At 58.3% G+C, this 15,695-nt stretch carries 16 protein-coding genes and 1 tRNA gene; 11 read left to right on the top strand and 6 right to left on the bottom strand.

Annotation, left to right across the window (positions count from 1 at the left end; translation table 11 throughout):
- Window positions 1-91: 91 nt before the first annotated feature.
- The 5 genes from AC27VJ_RS11715 to AC27VJ_RS11695 all read left to right on the top strand — a co-directional run bounded on the left by AC27VJ_RS11715 (window position 92) and on the right by AC27VJ_RS11695 (window position 5,876).
- Window positions 92-925, top strand: coding sequence for a PhzF family phenazine biosynthesis protein (locus AC27VJ_RS11715; RefSeq protein ID WP_488684158.1), 834 nt, complete (start codon window positions 92-94; stop codon window positions 923-925).
- An 81-nt stretch (window positions 926-1,006) separates the two neighbouring features.
- Window positions 1,007-1,990: an ABC transporter substrate-binding protein gene (locus tag AC27VJ_RS11710; protein ID WP_488684157.1), complete on the top strand. Its 984-nt coding sequence runs from the start codon at window positions 1,007-1,009 to the stop codon at window positions 1,988-1,990.
- Between the two features lie 9 nt (window positions 1,991-1,999).
- Window positions 2,000-3,694: an ABC transporter permease gene (locus tag AC27VJ_RS11705; protein ID WP_488684156.1), complete on the top strand. Its 1,695-nt coding sequence runs from the start codon at window positions 2,000-2,002 to the stop codon at window positions 3,692-3,694.
- Complete coding sequence (locus tag AC27VJ_RS11700; protein WP_488684155.1) at window positions 3,682-4,710, top strand: ABC transporter ATP-binding protein; 1,029 nt, start codon at window positions 3,682-3,684, stop codon at window positions 4,708-4,710. Before AC27VJ_RS11705 ends, AC27VJ_RS11700 begins: the two co-directional genes overlap by 13 nt.
- 56 nt (window positions 4,711-4,766) lie before the next feature.
- Window positions 4,767-5,876: an endonuclease/exonuclease/phosphatase family protein gene (locus AC27VJ_RS11695; RefSeq protein WP_488684154.1), complete on the top strand. Its 1,110-nt coding sequence runs from the start codon at window positions 4,767-4,769 to the stop codon at window positions 5,874-5,876.
- Window positions 5,877-5,983: 107 nt separating this feature from the next.
- Here AC27VJ_RS11695 and AC27VJ_RS11690 read toward each other — a convergent pair.
- Window positions 5,984-6,059: transfer RNA gene (locus tag AC27VJ_RS11690), tRNA-Thr, on the bottom strand.
- 101 nt (window positions 6,060-6,160) lie between these two features.
- Window positions 6,161-6,514 (bottom strand): nuclear transport factor 2 family protein, encoded by a 354-nt coding sequence (locus AC27VJ_RS11685; RefSeq protein ID WP_488684153.1) that lies wholly within the window; start codon window positions 6,512-6,514, stop codon window positions 6,161-6,163.
- Window positions 6,515-6,854: 340 nt separating this feature from the next.
- On the opposite strand from AC27VJ_RS11685, the gene AC27VJ_RS11680 reads away from it, so the two are divergent.
- Window positions 6,855-7,457 (top strand): J domain-containing protein, encoded by a 603-nt coding sequence (locus AC27VJ_RS11680; RefSeq protein WP_353579254.1) that lies wholly within the window; start codon window positions 6,855-6,857, stop codon window positions 7,455-7,457.
- A 10-nt stretch (window positions 7,458-7,467) separates the two neighbouring features.
- Here AC27VJ_RS11680 and AC27VJ_RS11675 read toward each other — a convergent pair whose 3' ends face one another.
- From AC27VJ_RS11675 to hemB, 4 genes are all read right to left on the bottom strand, one after another.
- Complete coding sequence (locus AC27VJ_RS11675) at window positions 7,468-8,034, bottom strand: DUF922 domain-containing Zn-dependent protease (RefSeq protein ID WP_488684341.1); 567 nt, start codon at window positions 8,032-8,034, stop codon at window positions 7,468-7,470.
- Window positions 8,035-8,091: 57 nt separating this feature from the next.
- The gene (locus tag AC27VJ_RS11670; RefSeq protein ID WP_353579227.1) at window positions 8,092-8,856 is read right to left on the bottom strand and encodes an arginyltransferase; all 765 of its coding nucleotides are present in this window, start codon (window positions 8,854-8,856) and stop codon (window positions 8,092-8,094) included.
- A 135-nt stretch (window positions 8,857-8,991) separates the two neighbouring features.
- Window positions 8,992-9,450, bottom strand: a complete 459-nt coding sequence (locus AC27VJ_RS11665; RefSeq protein WP_113087819.1) for an RDD family protein — start codon at window positions 9,448-9,450, stop codon at window positions 8,992-8,994.
- Between the two features lie 65 nt (window positions 9,451-9,515).
- A complete protein-coding gene (gene hemB, locus AC27VJ_RS11660) occupies window positions 9,516-10,529 on the bottom strand; it encodes a porphobilinogen synthase (RefSeq protein WP_488684152.1) in 1,014 nt (337 codons plus the stop codon).
- Window positions 10,530-10,896: 367 nt separating this feature from the next.
- Between hemB and AC27VJ_RS11655 the strand changes: the two genes are divergently transcribed.
- The 5 genes from AC27VJ_RS11655 to nrdR all read left to right on the top strand — a co-directional run bounded on the left by AC27VJ_RS11655 (window position 10,897) and on the right by nrdR (window position 15,695).
- Complete coding sequence (locus AC27VJ_RS11655) at window positions 10,897-11,334, top strand: DUF6163 family protein (protein WP_488684151.1); 438 nt, start codon at window positions 10,897-10,899, stop codon at window positions 11,332-11,334.
- 234 nt (window positions 11,335-11,568) lie between these two features.
- Entirely contained in the window at window positions 11,569-12,078 is a 510-nt protein-coding gene (gene ldtR / locus AC27VJ_RS11650; protein WP_173645921.1) for a transcriptional regulator LdtR, read from the top strand.
- 312 nt (window positions 12,079-12,390) lie between these two features.
- Window positions 12,391-13,722, top strand: a complete 1,332-nt coding sequence (locus AC27VJ_RS11645; protein ID WP_113087816.1) for a L,D-transpeptidase family protein — start codon at window positions 12,391-12,393, stop codon at window positions 13,720-13,722.
- Between the two features lie 190 nt (window positions 13,723-13,912).
- A complete protein-coding gene (gene glyA, locus AC27VJ_RS11640) occupies window positions 13,913-15,202 on the top strand; it encodes a serine hydroxymethyltransferase (protein WP_488684150.1) in 1,290 nt (429 codons plus the stop codon).
- Window positions 15,203-15,215: 13 nt separating this feature from the next.
- Window positions 15,216-15,695 (top strand): transcriptional regulator NrdR, encoded by a 480-nt coding sequence (nrdR, locus tag AC27VJ_RS11635; RefSeq protein WP_077107058.1) that lies wholly within the window; start codon window positions 15,216-15,218, stop codon window positions 15,693-15,695.

Below are 15,695 nucleotides of genomic sequence, written 5' to 3'. Positions count from 1 at the left end.
GCACCCCAACACCAAACGTGGTTAGACCCTCGGGACAAGCCCGAGGGTGACGAACACTTGTGTCTCCAGATTCCCAAGAAAGGGTTCGCTCATGACCAGCCAGCACGCATTCCAGCAAGTCGATGTCTTCTCGGCAGAACCACTCAAGGGCAATCCTCTCGCAGTCGTGTGTGATGCGGATGGCCTGTCGGATGCGCAGATGGCGGCCTTCGCCAACTGGACGAATCTGAGTGAAACGACGTTTCTGCTGAAACCGACATCGCCGGATGCCGATTATCGGGTGCGGATTTTTACGCCGCATGGTGAGTTGCCATTTGCCGGCCATCCAACGCTTGGCACATGCCATGTCTGGCTTTCACGTCAGGGCACGGCAGACAAGAGCGAAGTGGTGCAGGAGTGCGAGGTGGGTCTGGTTCGGATCAGGGTGTCTGACGGCAAGCTCGCTTTTGCCGCGCCGCCCTTGCGCAAATCCGGCTCGGTGGATGCCGAAACGCTGGAAAACGTCATCGCGGGTCTTGGTCTTGCGAAAGACGCCGTTGTCGATGCGAACTGGACGGATAACGGCCCCGGCTGGGTTTCCCTTCTGCTGCGCTCCCGGCAGGATATTTTGAACATCAAGCCGAACTATGCGGTCCTTGGCGGCTTCAAGGTTGGCGTGGCGGCACCCTGTGGTGCGGATGACGCTATCGAGGCAGATTTTGAGCTGAGAGCCTTTGCTGATGGGTATGAAGACCCGGTCACCGGCAGCTTGAATGCAGGCATCGCGCAATGGCTGATCGGCCATGGAATCGCGCCGCACAACTACGTGGCAAGCCAGGGCACTGTTCTAGGCCGGGCAGGGCGCGTGAGTATCGACAAGATCGGTGACGATATCTGGATCGGTGGTGCGGTGACGGTGTTGATCGAGGGGACTGTCACCCTGTAAGGGGTGCGCAAAGCCTGCCTGTCACATACATGTTATGGATTTGTGTTTTAGCGGTGCCAGATCGCAACTGGAACCGCATTTATGAAAACGCTTCTCTCCGCCTTCACGGCCATCGTTTCGCTGGGTATTCTCGTCGGTAGCGCCCAGGCGGCTGATCTGGTGCTTTACACCAGCCAGCCGAACGAGGATGCGCAGGCAACCGTCGATGGCTTCAAGGCTGCCAACCCAAACATCGACATTCAGTGGGTGCGTGACGGAACGCCGAAGATCATGGCAAAGCTGATGGCCGAGATCGAAGCGGGCAACCCCGTCGCCGACGTGCTGCTGATTGCCGACACGGTCACGCTGGAGCGCATGAAGCAGAACAAGCAGCTTCTGGCCTACAAGTCGCCGGAAGCTGCCCATTACGATGCGGCCTTCTATGATGCCGATGGCTATTATTACTCCACCAAGCTCATCACAACCGGCATCATGTATAACACGCAGGCAGCGATGAAGCCGACGAGTTGGAAGGATCTGGCAAAGCCGGAAGCCAAGGGCCTTGTGACCATGCCAAGCCCGCTGACCTCTGGTGCCGCTCTCATCCATGCGCAGACGCTGGCTGGCGTCAGCAGCCTCGGCTGGGATTATTACAAGGCGCTCAAGGAAAATGGCGCGATTGCCGCTGGTGGCAACGGTGCCGTGCTGAAGTCTGTCGCATCGGGCGAAAAAGCCTATGGCGTCGTGGTCGATTACATGCCGATCCGCGAAAAGGCGAAGGGCGCGCCGGTAGAATTCGTATTCCCGGAAGAGGGCGTTTCGGCCGTAACAGAGCCCGTTGGCATTCTGGCCAACACCAAGCATGCCGAAGCCGCCAAGAAGTTCGTGGATTATGTCCTCTCTGCCAAGGGCCAGGAAGGCTTCGTCAAGCTCGGCTATATTCCAGCCCGCAACGACGTTGCCCTGCCGGAAGGCTTTCCGGCACGCGACAAGATCAAGGTGCTGCCGATCAATGCGCCCGAAGCGCTGAAGAACTCGGAAAAGGACCTGAAAACCTTCTCGGATATCTTCGGCTCCAAGGGCTGATCTGCATTCATGCAAAGCGTGTCCAAGACAGGAAACAGCCAGCCGCGCTGGCTGTTTCCCTTTGTGGTTTCAGTCGTTTTCATGCTGAGCGCCCTGCCGCTGGGACGGCTGGCCTATACCGGTATCCTTTCGTCACTGAAAGGTGACATGTGGCCGCTGCTGAGCGACCCGGCGCTGTGGAACGCGGTGGTGAACACGCTGTCCACATCCTTCTTCGGCATGGTCATTTCGCTTACCATCGGGGCCGGTTTCGCGCTGGCGCTGACGCTGTGCGATATCAGAGCCAAGTCGGCGCTAAGCTTTCTCTTCATGCTGCCGATGATGATACCGCCGCAGGTGACGGCGCTGTCATGGATCGGCATGACGGGGCCATCTAGCACACTGCTGAAGGCCATCGGTCTTGCGCCGCCCTTGGGCTCGCCACAGCCGCTGTATTCCATTGCTGGCATTGCGCTGCTGCTGGGCGTGCAGCATGCGCCGCTGGTTTATCTGTCGCTTCGCGCCGGGCTGCTGGCCTTGCCACAGGATGGTATCGAGGCGGCCAAGCTTTCCGGCGCATCTTCCTGGCAGGTGCTGAAAGACATCATTCTGCCGCTGGCCATGCCGGGGCTGATTGCGGGTGCGGCCATCTCCTTCGTGTCAGGCGTCGGCAATTTCGGCATTCCCGCGATTCTCGGTATTCCGGCCTCGATCTTCACGCTGCCGACACTGATCTACAGCCGCTTTGCCAGCTTCGGCAGCAGCACCTTCGGCGACATCGCCATGCTCTCGGGCATGATCGCCATCATCTCCGTCCTTGGTCTTGCGATACAGGAGCGGGCGATGAAGGGGCGCGATTACCGCATCATCGGCCTGTCCGGCAAGGCCGCGACCTTCCAGCTTGGCGGCTGGCGGATGCTGGCGGAGTTGGCGCTCTGGCTCGGCATTTTTTTCATGCTGGTCGCACCGTTGACGGCACTCGTCGTCAGTTCGCTGGCGCCTGCCTATGGCGTGCCGCTGACCCTCAAAACCGCGACGCTGCATGCCTATGAGGAAATTCTGTTCCGGCAGGCGGTCACGCGCACGGCCTTTGCCAACTCGCTGTTTCTCGCCACGGCAACATCGCTTTGTCTCCTGGCGGTGACGGTATTGACGGCCTATTTTCTGGTGCGGGGCAAAAGCCGTTTCATGTTCCTGCTGTCGGCGCTGGTGGATATTCCCTATGCGCTGCCGGGTGTCGTCATTTCCGTGTCCTATGTCCTTCTCTTTGCCGCACCCATTCCGCTGCTGGGCGTGACGCTCTACGGCACGCTGTGGATCATCCTGCTCGCCTATTTCTCCTCCTTCTTCGCTGTCAGCCTGAAGCCGATGGTCTCGGCCTTCACGCAGTTCGACCCCGCACTGGAAGAGGCGGCACGGCTGGCGGGGGCAGGGTTCTGGCGGCGGATGTTCGATATCATTCTGCCGCTGGTTGGGCCTGCGGCGGGTGCCTCGGTCATTCTCGTGTTCCTCATTGCCTGCAACGAACTGACCGTTTCGGCGCTGCTCTGGTCCGCAGGCACGCAGACGCTGGGTGTGGTGATCTATAATCTCGATGACAGCGGCAGTTTCGATCTGGCTTCGGCACTCTCCGTGCTGGTGGTGGCGATGGTGATCGTCCTGATGCTGCTTCTGGAAGTGCTCGGCCGAAAGCTGCCGAAGGGAGTTGTGCCTTGGCGAAACTGATCCTCAATCGCCTGTCCAAGAGTTTTGGCGGCGGCAAACCGGCCGTCAACGACGTGTCGATGACCATTCGCGAAGGCGGCTTTCTGGCGCTGCTCGGCCCTTCCGGCTGCGGCAAGACCACCGTCTTGCGCATGATTGCCGGTTTTGAGCAGCCGACTGACGGCGCCATTCTGCTGGGGGACCGCGTGCTGGCCGATGCCGGCAGCATGGTGCCGCCGGAACGCCGCAACATGGCGATGGTGTTTCAGTCCTACGCGCTCTGGCCGCATATGACCGTGGCCGACAACGCTGGTTACCCGCTGAAGGTGCGCGGCATTTCCGGTGAAGCCTACAAGCGCAAGGTGGCAGACGCGCTCGCCACAGTACGGCTGGAAGCCTATGCGGACCGCCGCCCATCCGAGCTTTCCGGCGGGCAGCGGCAGCGCGTGGCGCTGGCCCGTTGCCTCGTCACCGAACCTGATGTCGTGCTGCTGGACGAACCGCTCGCCAATCTCGACCGGCATCTGCGCCAGGAAATGGAAGAAACCTTCCGCGAATTCCACGCCACATCAGGCGCAACCATGGTCTATGTGACCCATGACCAGGCCGAAGCCATGGCACTCGCGACCGACGTCGCTGTCATGTCCGAGGGCAAGCTGTTGCAGATGGCAGCACCGGCGGAACTCTACGCCCGCCCCGAAGGCAGGCTCGTCGGCGGGCTGGTGGGGCAGGGCGCGATACTCTCTCTGCCGCTGCCGGAAAATGCGCCAAGGTCTCTGGACTGGAGCCAGTTGCGGCCAATGATGGCAGGTGAAAGCTCGTCGTCACCGAGCGGAGATATTCTGGTGCGCCCGCAGGACGTGATCCAGGACGGCGAAGGCATAGCCTGCCGCGTCGCCAACATTCTCTACGAGGGTGAGCGTTATGCCCTGCGCCTGACGCTGCCGGACGGGCAGGTGCTTCGCGCCTATTCCCGCGAACCCGCCGCCATCGGCTCGCTCTTCCCCATCGTGATCCGTTCGGCCTGGCGGCTGTAATCCTTGCCGTGACAGGAGAAATGGATAGTCTGACCGGGACCAACCGGGAATGATTCATGTCGCTGCGGCTTGCCACGTTCAACATCGAAAACCTGATGACGCGTTTCGATTATACGGGCTTTCGCAACCAGACGCGGCGCGACCGGGCCATGCAGCTTTTCGATGTGCGTGACGAGGCGACCTATCAGGCGCTGGAAAGCGCGCGCATGCTGGCCTCCACCGATGACACCCGCCAGCTTTCTGCTCTGGCGATTGCCGATGCGGATGCCGACATTCTCTGCCTGCAGGAAGTCGATAACATGGCCGCGCTTCAGGCGTTCGAATACGGATATCTTTACCGCATGGTGGGCAATGGCTACCGCCAGAAATATCTGGTGGAAGGCAATGACAGCCGTGGCATCGATGTCGCCGTCATCATGCGCGAGGAAACGCTGGATGGCGAAAAGATCGAACTTGTCGAGATCAAAAGCCATGCGACGCTAACCTATCGCGAGCTTGAACTGTTCACGCCGGAACTGGCGCTGACCAACCGCATCGACGACAAGATTTTCAAACGCGATTGCCTCGAACTCGATCTGCGCATCGGCGGCAAACCGTTCACGCTCTACGTCACACATCTGAAATCCATGACCAATGCGCGGGAGGCAGGCGATGCCCGACTTTCCACCATGCCCGTGCGCGAAGCCGAAGTCCGCGCCATCCGCCGCATCATCGAAAACCGTTTCGGAGCGGACAAGGCCCGCTCCAAGAATTTCGCCATATGCGGCGACATGAACGACTATCAGGAACGCGTCACCATCTCTGGCAACCGCCGTACCGGCTATAGCTTCACGCCGGTGAAGGAAGAGCGCAGCGCGCTCGATATCTTCAGCAAGGACGGTTTCGCCATAAACCCCATGCTGCGCCGCGACGAAATGGACCGCTGGACGCTGTACCACTCCCGCGGCCCGCAGGAGCAGCATCTCTGCCAGCTCGACTACATCTGGCTCTCACCGCATCTGGCGGAAGCAAACGCCACCAGCGCGCCAGAAATCATCCGTGGCGGACAGCCCTATCGCACAATCTTTCCGCCGGGGCAGGAGGTTGAGCGTTATCCAAGGACGGGGTGGGATAGGCCGAAGGCTTCGGACCATTGCCCGGTGGTTATGACGCTGGATTTTGCGTAGACGGCGCTTCCAAAGCACAGGCCGACATCTATGGGTGGTATGAATAACCCGGCACATGCGCAGGCGTGTCGCGGCAGCGAATTGAAGCCATAATTTAGGGAAAATACTGGTGCCCCCGACAAGGTTCGAACTCGTGACCCCCTGATTACAAATCAGGTGCTCTACCAACTGAGCTACAAGGGCAATCCAGTGCGGGTGGAATTATCAGATTCTCTGGTCGTGTAAAGTGGAAATTTCATTTGGGGGCCGAAAAAATGGTGCGTTTTTGTGGGTGAGGGGTGCTGTCATTCCGTCAGGTAGTAGAGCTTGTGGACGATGGTCCAGTTTTTTTCGCGTTCCAGAAGCGAGAGATATTCGGAAAAACCCATGCCGGAGAAGTGGGTGGTGAGTTTTACGGAGGCGGTGTCGCCGGTTTTGTCTATGCCGAGGATTTCGAATTCGGAGTGTTGTTCCTGCAGGCCCTGATCGGCGGAGCGGAGTTGGTGGATGAAGTCTTCCAGCGACAGCCATTCGGTTGCGCCTTCGTAATTGCCGACGATGCTGGCGCGGGGATCGAAGACATCCCGCAGCAAACCGGCATCGGCGTACGTCATTGCCTGCACGTAATCTGAAACCGTCTGGCTTATCGTTTCCGACATTGTTGTGACCCTCCCTCCAGAAGTTATTTCTAAAGTACACCGGTTTCGGGCAATGCGCCATAACCCCTTGAAAGCAGCGCATAACCCGGCCTCGGTAGATATTCCGGGCGCGCTTTCCACATATTTGTCGTGCGCCTTTTCGCGCCCGCCATGCGGTGGACAAATTTGCGGGCAATGGCGTATCGCGGTTGGTGAAAGCGAAAGGGCGAATGTCGTTTTGCGTTCAAAACCACAACAGAGGGGTGCCTTGGGCCGGGAAAATTTCGTATGATCCCGCTTGAGCCATCGCTGTCCCTTGCGGGCAAAGGCTGTTTTCGAGAATGCGAGTGCAGGTGTTTCGGTGATCGATCCTTATGTTTTGCTGGGTGTTGAGCGCGATGCCGATGAGGCGACGATCAAGTCTGCCTATCGCAAGGTGGCCAAGAGCGCCCATCCGGACAGCGGCGGGGATGCGGATCAGTTTGCCAGACTGCAACTGGCCTATGATCTGCTGAAAGACCCTGTACGCCGAAAGGTTTTCGACGACACGGGCTATGACCCGCAACTGGCAGATGCCAAGGATCTCAAGGGCTTGCTGATGCTGGAAACGCTGGTCAACGAATTCATTCTGGATGAACGCGAGCCCGGTAGCTTCGATCCCGTGGCGGCCATGCGTCGCAAGCTGACGGATGATATTCTCAAAAGCCGCTTTCATATTCTAGAGCTAGAGCGTCACCGCGCCCGCGTTCGCAAGCATATGGATCGTCTTGGTCGCAAGCCGGAGACGGATGTGTTGGGCTCCATGCTGCGCGCGCGCAGCCAGTCCATTGCCGATGCCATTCGCAATGCCGAGACACAAATCGAGGTTATCGAGCAGGCCTATACGATGCTGGAAGGTTATTCCTACGAGCTCGAGGTCGCGATATTGGCCGAACCGGTGCTGAAGGGTGAGGCGGCGGAGTAATCCGTGCGCGTTACGGCCCGTTGACCAGGGCCAGAATGAGCTGGTGCACGGCACCGCCATTCGAAAGCTCGTCTTTGTCGAAATCCCGTCCGCGCTGGCGCTGTTCGTTGGAAAGCTCGCCCAGCCGCTGTTGTAGAACGGCGCGTACCTTCTGGCACTTTGGATCATCTTCCGCGCGCAAGCCGACGCTATAGGCCTCGATCTTCTTGACCATGTCGAGAATATGCTCGCCATGCACGCGCTCGTGCTTTTCAACGCCGGAAATGAAGCGCTGCCAGCTTGCTGAAACATCTGGCGGAAGTTTTGCCGGTGCTTTCGGCCATGTGTAGATGATGGTCAGGTTCGGGCGCGCGGTTGCCAGCACGCAGGCGCCGTCGGGCTGTGGGCGATAGTCGCGCCGCCATGTGAGTTTGAATGTCGTGTGAGCAACCGCCTGTACACCCGCCTGCGGACCGCGCTCGCCGATGGAGCGGTAGAGATCGATGCCGGAATTGCCTGTAATGGCATATGTCTTGATCTGCTCTGCGGGCGTCCAACTGGTTTGGGCATAGGTCGAGGGTGCCAGCAGTGTGAGCAGGGCACCTGCGGCGAGGGTGGTCTTAAATCTTGAAGGCACGCGTTTTCCTGCTCGTCGTCATGTCGTGGGAGCCGTTGGCTCGTAAAGTTCCCAACCGCGTGGCGTCAAATGCTCCTGCGGATGGTAGCGGGTCTTGTAGCCCATTTTCTCGGAGCCATCGACCCAGTAACCGAGATAGACATGCGGCAGGCCAAGCGTGCGGGTGCGGGCAATGTGATCGAGAATGAGGAAGGTGCCGAGAGAGCGTTTTTCGAATTCCGGGTTGAAGAAGGAATAGACCATTGAAAGCCCGTCGCTCATCGTATCGGTCAGTGCCACGGCCACGAGTTCGCCGCGCTTGCTGTCATCGATACCGGCACCCGGTTCGCGCTTGCGATACTCGATAATGCGGGTGTTGACGTGGGTGTCTTCCACCATGACCGCGTAATCCAGCGCCGACATATCCGACATGCCGCCGGACTGGTGGCGGTGGTCAAGATAGCGGCGGAAGAGCGAGAACTGTTCGGTGGATGGTTCAGCCTGATGAACACTCGCGACCAGATCGCTGTTATAGCCCAGAACGCGGCGCATGGATTTGGTGGGGATGAAACGTTCCGCCAGAATGCGCACGGAAACGCAGGCGCGGCAGTTTTCGCAGGCTGGGCGGTAGGCGATATTCTGAGAGCGGCGAAAGCCGCCCTGGGTCAGAAGATCGTTCATTTCGGCAGCGCGTGGCCCGACGAGATGCGTGAATACCTTCCGCTCCAGCTGGCCGGGCAGGTAGGGGCAGGTGGCCGGTGCTGTCAGATAAAATTGCGGAGAAGGCGTCGCCTGCGTGTTCATCGAACCCTGATCGCTCCCTTCGCCAGTAAGCCTCAGTCAAGCCTCTGTATCAGAATGACAAAAAGCCGCAAAACGTCAACTGGCAGATGTGTGGTGCACATCAAATTGAAGCCGCCGAAACGGCTTTTTTGATGTTCAGGTAGTCCGGATCATGACTGTTCCCAAAAGAAAGTCATGGATCAGGCGCGAACGCTCCGTAAACAGGCCTGCCAGCAGGATCAGCGGTGTGAGGATGGAGTTCATGATCCAGAACAGCGCGATGTGCACGGTGGACAGAAGGAAATCGATTCGCCGACCATCCGTACGCGCCATGGCGATGCCCATGGCCCGCATGCCCGGTGTTGCCTGCGCGGAACTGCCCAGCGTCATACCGAAATAAAGCACGGCCACGACGAAGAAGAGGACCGGGTAGAGGAAGAAGCCGAGGCCCAGCGTGATCACACCGAGAAAGAAGACGATCACGGCGGCGGGAATGCACAGCAGCAGCACAATCATGTAATCGATGATGAACGCAAACACGCGGCGGCTCAGCACGCCGCTATAGGCGCGCCAGTCTTCGGTGGGGACATACGTGGTATTCGGGTCGAGGCTCATCGACGGTTTCTCCTATTCGGGAAATAATATGGTATCGAAACCGTGCAATGCAATGATCTCCCTGTTCAACCCTTGGCGAGTTTTTTGGCGGCCTCGATCGCGAAGTAGGTCAAGATGCCATCGCAGCCTGCGCGTTTGAAGCACAGCAGCGTTTCCATCATCACCCGGTCTCCCTCGATCCAGCCATTCATGGCGGCGGCCTTGATCTGGGTGTATTCGCCTGACACCTGATAGGCGAAGGTCGGCAGGCCGAAGGCTTCCTTCAGACGCCAACAGATATCGAGATAGGGCAGGCCGGGCTTGACCATCAGCATGTCCGCGCCTTCTTCCACGTCCAGCGCTGCATCGCGCATGGCCTCCATGCCGTTGGCGGGGTTGATGTAATAGCTGTTCTTGTCACCCTTAAGCAGGCCGCTGGTACAGATCGCCTCGCGGTAAGGGCCGTAAAAGCCGGAAGAAAACTTGGTGGCATAAGCCATGATGCCGACATTCTGGTGCCCGGCAGCGTCGAGCCCGCGACGAATGGCGCCGATGCGCCCATCCATCATCTCTGATGGTGAAATGATATCGGCACCGGCATCTGCCTGCATAATCGCGGCCTTGACGACCTGCTCCACGGTTTCGTCGTTGACGATATCGTCGCCGCGCAAAATGCCGTCATGGCCGTGGCTGGTGAAGGGGTCCAGCGCGACATCGGTGATGACGCCGATGTTGCCAACCGACCTTTTTATGGCAGCGGTGGCCTGATTGATGAGGTTGTTGGCCTCCAGCGACTGCGATCCGGTCTCGTCGCGCAGGTCCATTTCGATATTGGGGAAGGTCGCGATGGCGGGAATGCCGAGATCAGCTGCTTCTTTCGCCGCCTCCACCAGCCGGTCCACACTCATGCGGTTCACGCCTGGCATGGCCGGAATGGGTTCGATGATATTGGTGCCCGGCACGATGAACACCGGCCAGATCAGATCATCCACCGTCAACTGGTTCTCGCGCACCAAGCGTCGCGTCCAGTCTGCCTTGCGGTTTCTGCGCATGCGGCGGTGGCCGGTAATGTGGTCCACCAGATGTGTCTTGTCGTTCATCATTATGTCCTTCCATATCCGGTAATGTCCGCGCGTATGAGGCGCGGCATGGCCGTTTTTAGACGCCGCTGCATTCTCTTCCTCATTCCTGTGCTTGTCACAGGAATCCAGCCAGCCCAAGTCTTTGGGCTGAAAAGGCTCACTCCGCCGCGCAGACGCGCGACGACTGGATTCCTGTGACAAGCACAGGAATGAGGGCGGAGAGTCACAGCAACGTCTGAAAACGGCCCTTGTCATGTATTTTGCTGCCCATAACACAATGTAAGGCACATGCGAATGCGGCAGATCGTTGCGGGGCTTTGACAGTTGCAGTGCCGCAGCGCAATATCTGCTGGTCGCATCCCCAACAGGTCAGTATCTTCGCGCCATGGAACCTGATTCTCAGCCTCATCCCAAAATGCCGTTTGCGGAAATCCTCTACCTCACTTTCCTGAGGTTGGTGGCCTTGTCGTGTTTCTGGTTCGGGCTGCAATATTGGGCGATGTTGACCGGCTATTCGCTGAACGGGCAGGCGCGCTTCGATATGCTCAACATGCCTTGGCGCGTGGCGGGCACCAGCCTTGCCGTCATTTTCCCCGTGGCAGCGCTTGGGCTGTGGCTCGGTGCCTCCTGGGGTGCTGTCATGTGGGTCATCGGTGCCGGAACCCAGATCGCCATGTATAAGGTCTGGCCGAATATCTACGGACACAACACCATGGTACCGGTCATGCACGGCATCGTATCAACCGTTTATATACTATTCCAGGTCGCTTTTTGGCTGGATGCGCGCCAAAACGATGAGCGCTCAAGAATTGATTTACCATAAAATTAAAGCAATTCAGCCCGGATTTTTCCTGATTTTTACCCGTAAGTCATTGAAAAATATAAGTCGATTGTGGCGCGATTTGGATTTGGTACAAGCTTCATCAAAAGCGGAACATGCAAGTAACCATTCATTAATCGTGCATTTTAAGTAGAATTTTATGCGCATTGCTTAGATTTCCTCTCAAGGCGGGAAACAAAATCAAACACCGCCAAACAAAACAGTGAGGCAGTCATGATCAATAGCAAAGCAAAGCCACAGGCCATCGTTTCCGACGCTCAGGACGAAACCATCCGCTCTCTCTACATGGAATCGCTCCACCTGGTCGAGCGCCTCCACCGCCGCCTTCTCGATGTCATCAAGGACGAGTTCGACCGTCAGGGTCGCGATGATGTCAACGCAGTTCAGGCGCTTCTGCTTTTCAACATCGGCACTTCAGAACTGACCGCTGGCGAACTTCGCTCGCGTGGCTACTACCTCGGCTCCAACGTGTCCTACAACGTGAAGAAGCTGGTAGACCTCGGCTTCATCAACCACCAGCGCTCCCGCATCGACCGCCGCTCGGTTCGCATCAGCCTGACCGAAAAGGGCCAGGACATCGCAGAAACCGTAGCAGGCCTCTATGAGCGCCACATCGGCTCCATCGAAAAGGTCGGCGGCATCGGCACCGGCGAATTCGCGGAAATGAACAAGATGCTCCAGCGTCTGGACCGTTTCTGGAACGACAGCATCGCTTACCGCCTGTAATTGCCCGATATAATCAGCCTTCAAGCAAAGCCGGATGCCGCAAGCATCCGGCTTGTTGCATTTTTGTGCGGTGCAGCTTGAAAATCACACGCCGACACAGCTTCGTGAGATGCCTTCAGGTGACACGAATTGGCCATATTGGTATGGGACCGCCACAAGCGAAGGAGCCGGCGGTTTCTCCTGTGTTCGCGTCATGCGTCATCCATAGTTCGCATCGAGTAAGTCCTGCCGGCAGGCGCGTCTATACGTGTTTGTTAACGATGTTGTTTTAGGCATTGTTTAAGATGCCTGATAAAGTGGCTGGTAGGTAAAATGACAAAGAAAATCGTCCCAGAAGTGATTTCACGGCGCGCGATGTTGCGCTCTGCCGTTTCCCTTGGTGCTGTGGCTCTCGCCGCGCCCGCATTCGCGCAGGATGCGTTTAACGATCTGATTGGATCGTCGCGTCGCGGTAACTGGGACGATCAGTTCGATGCCAACTCGTCGCGCGCCGCTGTCGGTGTTGCGTCCAACACGCCGGTTCTCAGCCCGGAATCGCCAGCCTTCGTTCAGCAGGCGATGATGCAGTATCAGCAAATCGTTTCCAACGGTGGCTGGCCGGATGTTCCGCCAAGCCAGCAGCGCCTTCAGATCGGCGTCAGCGATCCATCCGTGCAGGCCCTGCGCCAGCGTCTGATGATCTCCGGCGATCTGCCGCGTGAAGCAGGCATTTCCAGCGCATTCGATTCCTATGTCGATGGTGCCTTGAAGCGCTTCCAGGCCCGCCACGGTCTTCCGGCAGATGGCGTTATCGGCGAATTTACGCTTAAGGCGCTAAACGTTCCGGCGCAGGTTCGCCTTGGACAGCTGCAGACCAACCTCGTTCGCATCAACACCATGTCGGGCGATCTCGGCCCGCGCCATGTGATGGTGAACATCCCGGCGGCGTCGATTGAGGCTGTCGAGAACAACCGCGTTGTGCTGCGCAATACAGCAGTTGTCGGTCGCGACAGCCGCCCGACCCACATCATCAACTCCAAGATTTACGAGATCATTCTCAACCCGTACTGGACGGCTCCACGCTCGATCATCGAAAAGGACATCGTTCCTTTGATGCAGAAGGACCCGACCTATCTGGAGCGGAACAACATCCGTCTTCTGGATGGCCGTGGACAGGAAGTGTCTCCGACGACGATCGACTGGAACGCGCCAAAGGCTCCGAACCTCATGTTCCGTCAGGACCCGGGCAAGAACAACGCCATGTCCTCGACCAAGATCAACTTCCACAATCCGAACAACGAATACATGCACGATACGCCGCAGCAGGGCCTGTTCAACAAGCTGATGCGTTTCGAATCGTCCGGCTGCGTGCGCGTTCAGAACGTGCGCGACCTGACATCTTGGATGCTGCGTGACACGCCCGGCTGGTCGCGTCAGGAAATTGAACGCGTCATCGCCACCCGCGTCAACACGCCGATCAAGCTGGCGCAGGAAATTCCGGTGTATTTCGTTTACATCACAGCGTGGTCCACACGCGATGGCGTGGTGCAGTTCCGCGATGACATCTACAGCAAGGATGGCAATGCCGAACTGGCGCTGAACACCACCAATACGCAGGAGCAGCCTTCCGGCTCCATCGACGACGATCTGTTGCCGCGCAACTGATCCATCGTTCCAGACATCACAAAAGCCGCGTTTTCACAGCGCGGCTTTTGTTTTTGGTGGAATGGCGACGCCAAAAATAGAATTTTTCTGTCGAAGTCGCAGTTTGACGGGCAAATCTCGCAGGCTGTCTTGCTCTTGAAAGGGCAGGGCGTTAAGACGCCATCGCATTACTGTTTCAGGAGCTTTCATCATGACGAATACAGATGCCTTCTTCTCCAGTCCGCTCGCCGACGTCGATCCAGATATCTTTGGCGCGATCGAGAAGGAGCTCGGTCGTCAGCGCCACGAGATCGAGCTGATCGCCTCTGAAAACATCGTTTCCCGCGCCGTGCTCGAAGCGCAGGGTTCGATCATGACCAACAAATATGCCGAGGGTTACCCGGGCAAGCGCTATTACGGCGGATGTCAGTTCGTGGATATTGCCGAAGAACTGGCAATCGAACGCGCCAAGAAGCTGTTCGGCGTCAACTTCGCCAACGTTCAGCCGAACTCCGGTTCCCAGATGAACCAGGCCGTATTCCTTGCGCTGCTTCAGCCGGGCGATACCTTTATGGGCCTAGACCTGAACTCGGGTGGTCACCTGACACACGGTTCACCGGTCAACATGTCCGGCAAGTGGTTCAACGTCGTGTCCTACGGCGTTCGCGAAGGCGATAATCTTCTCGACATGGATGAAGTCGAGCGCAAGGCCAAGGAAACCAAGCCGAAGCTCATTCTGGCTGGCGGCACGGCTTACTCCCGTATCTGGGACTGGAAGCGTTTTCGCGAGATTGCCGATGAAGTCGGCGCTTACCTGATGGTCGACATGGCGCATATCGCCGGTCTGGTCGCCGGTGGTCAGCATCCATCGCCATTCCCGCATTGCCACGTTGCCACCACCACCACGCACAAGTCGCTTCGCGGCCCGCGCGGCGGCATGATCCTGACCAACGACGAAGATCTGGCCAAGAAGTTCAACTCGGCTGTGTTCCCAGGCTTGCAGGGCGGCCCGCTGATGCACGTCATCGCCGCCAAGGCTGTTGCCTTCGGTGAGGCGCTGAAGCCTGAGTTCAAGGACTACGCTGCACAGGTCGTCAAGAACGCCAAGGCTCTGGCCGAAACTCTGGTCGATGGCGGCCTCGATGTCGTCTCGGGCGGCACCGACAACCACCTGATGCTGGTCGATCTTCGCAAGAAGAACGCCACCGGCAAGCGGGCGGAAGCCGCACTCGGTCGCGCTTACATCACCTGCAACAAGAACGGCATTCCGTTCGACCCTGAAAAGCCATTCGTCACCTCTGGCGTGCGCCTAGGCACACCGGCTGGCACGACACGCGGTTTCAAGGAAGCTGAATTCCGCGAAATCGGCAAGCTGATCGTTGAGACGCTTGACGGCCTCAAGGCTGCCAATTCGGATGAAGGCAATGCCGGTGTCGAAGCTACGGTTCGTGAAAAGGTCGTCGCACTGACAGACCGTTTCCCGATGTACCCGTACCTCTAAGGAAGGATCGCAGATGCGCTGCCCTTTTTGCGGCTCGGAAGATACGCAGGTCAAGGACTCGCGTCCGGCGGAGGATAACACCTCCATCCGCCGGCGGCGCATCTGCCCGGATTGCGGCGGTCGCTTCACGACCTATGAGCGCGTGCAGTTGCGCGAGTTGATGGTCATCAAGAAGAGCGGCCGCAAGCTGCCTTTCGACCGCGAAAAGCTGGTGCGGTCTTTCGAGATCGCACTGCGCAAGCGCCCGGTGGATCGTGACCGCATCGAGCGGGCGGTTTCCGGCATTGCGCGTCGTCTGGAAAGCTCCGGCGAGACAGAAATTCCATCGGAAGAAATCGGCCTGCAGGTGCTGGAAGCGCTGAAAAGCCTCGATGACGTGGCCTTCGTGCGCTACGCCTCGGTCTATCGCGACTTCAGCCATGCCGAAGATTTCGAAAACGTCATTGCCGAGATCAACGCCAAGATTGCGCGTGACACGGACGCCGGGAAGTAG

This window comes from Agrobacterium sp. 20P9.1.2, from assembly GCF_057799395.1.
Note: the sequence above shows the minus strand (reverse complement) of the source record. Positions and strands in the feature narration are given on the sequence as shown.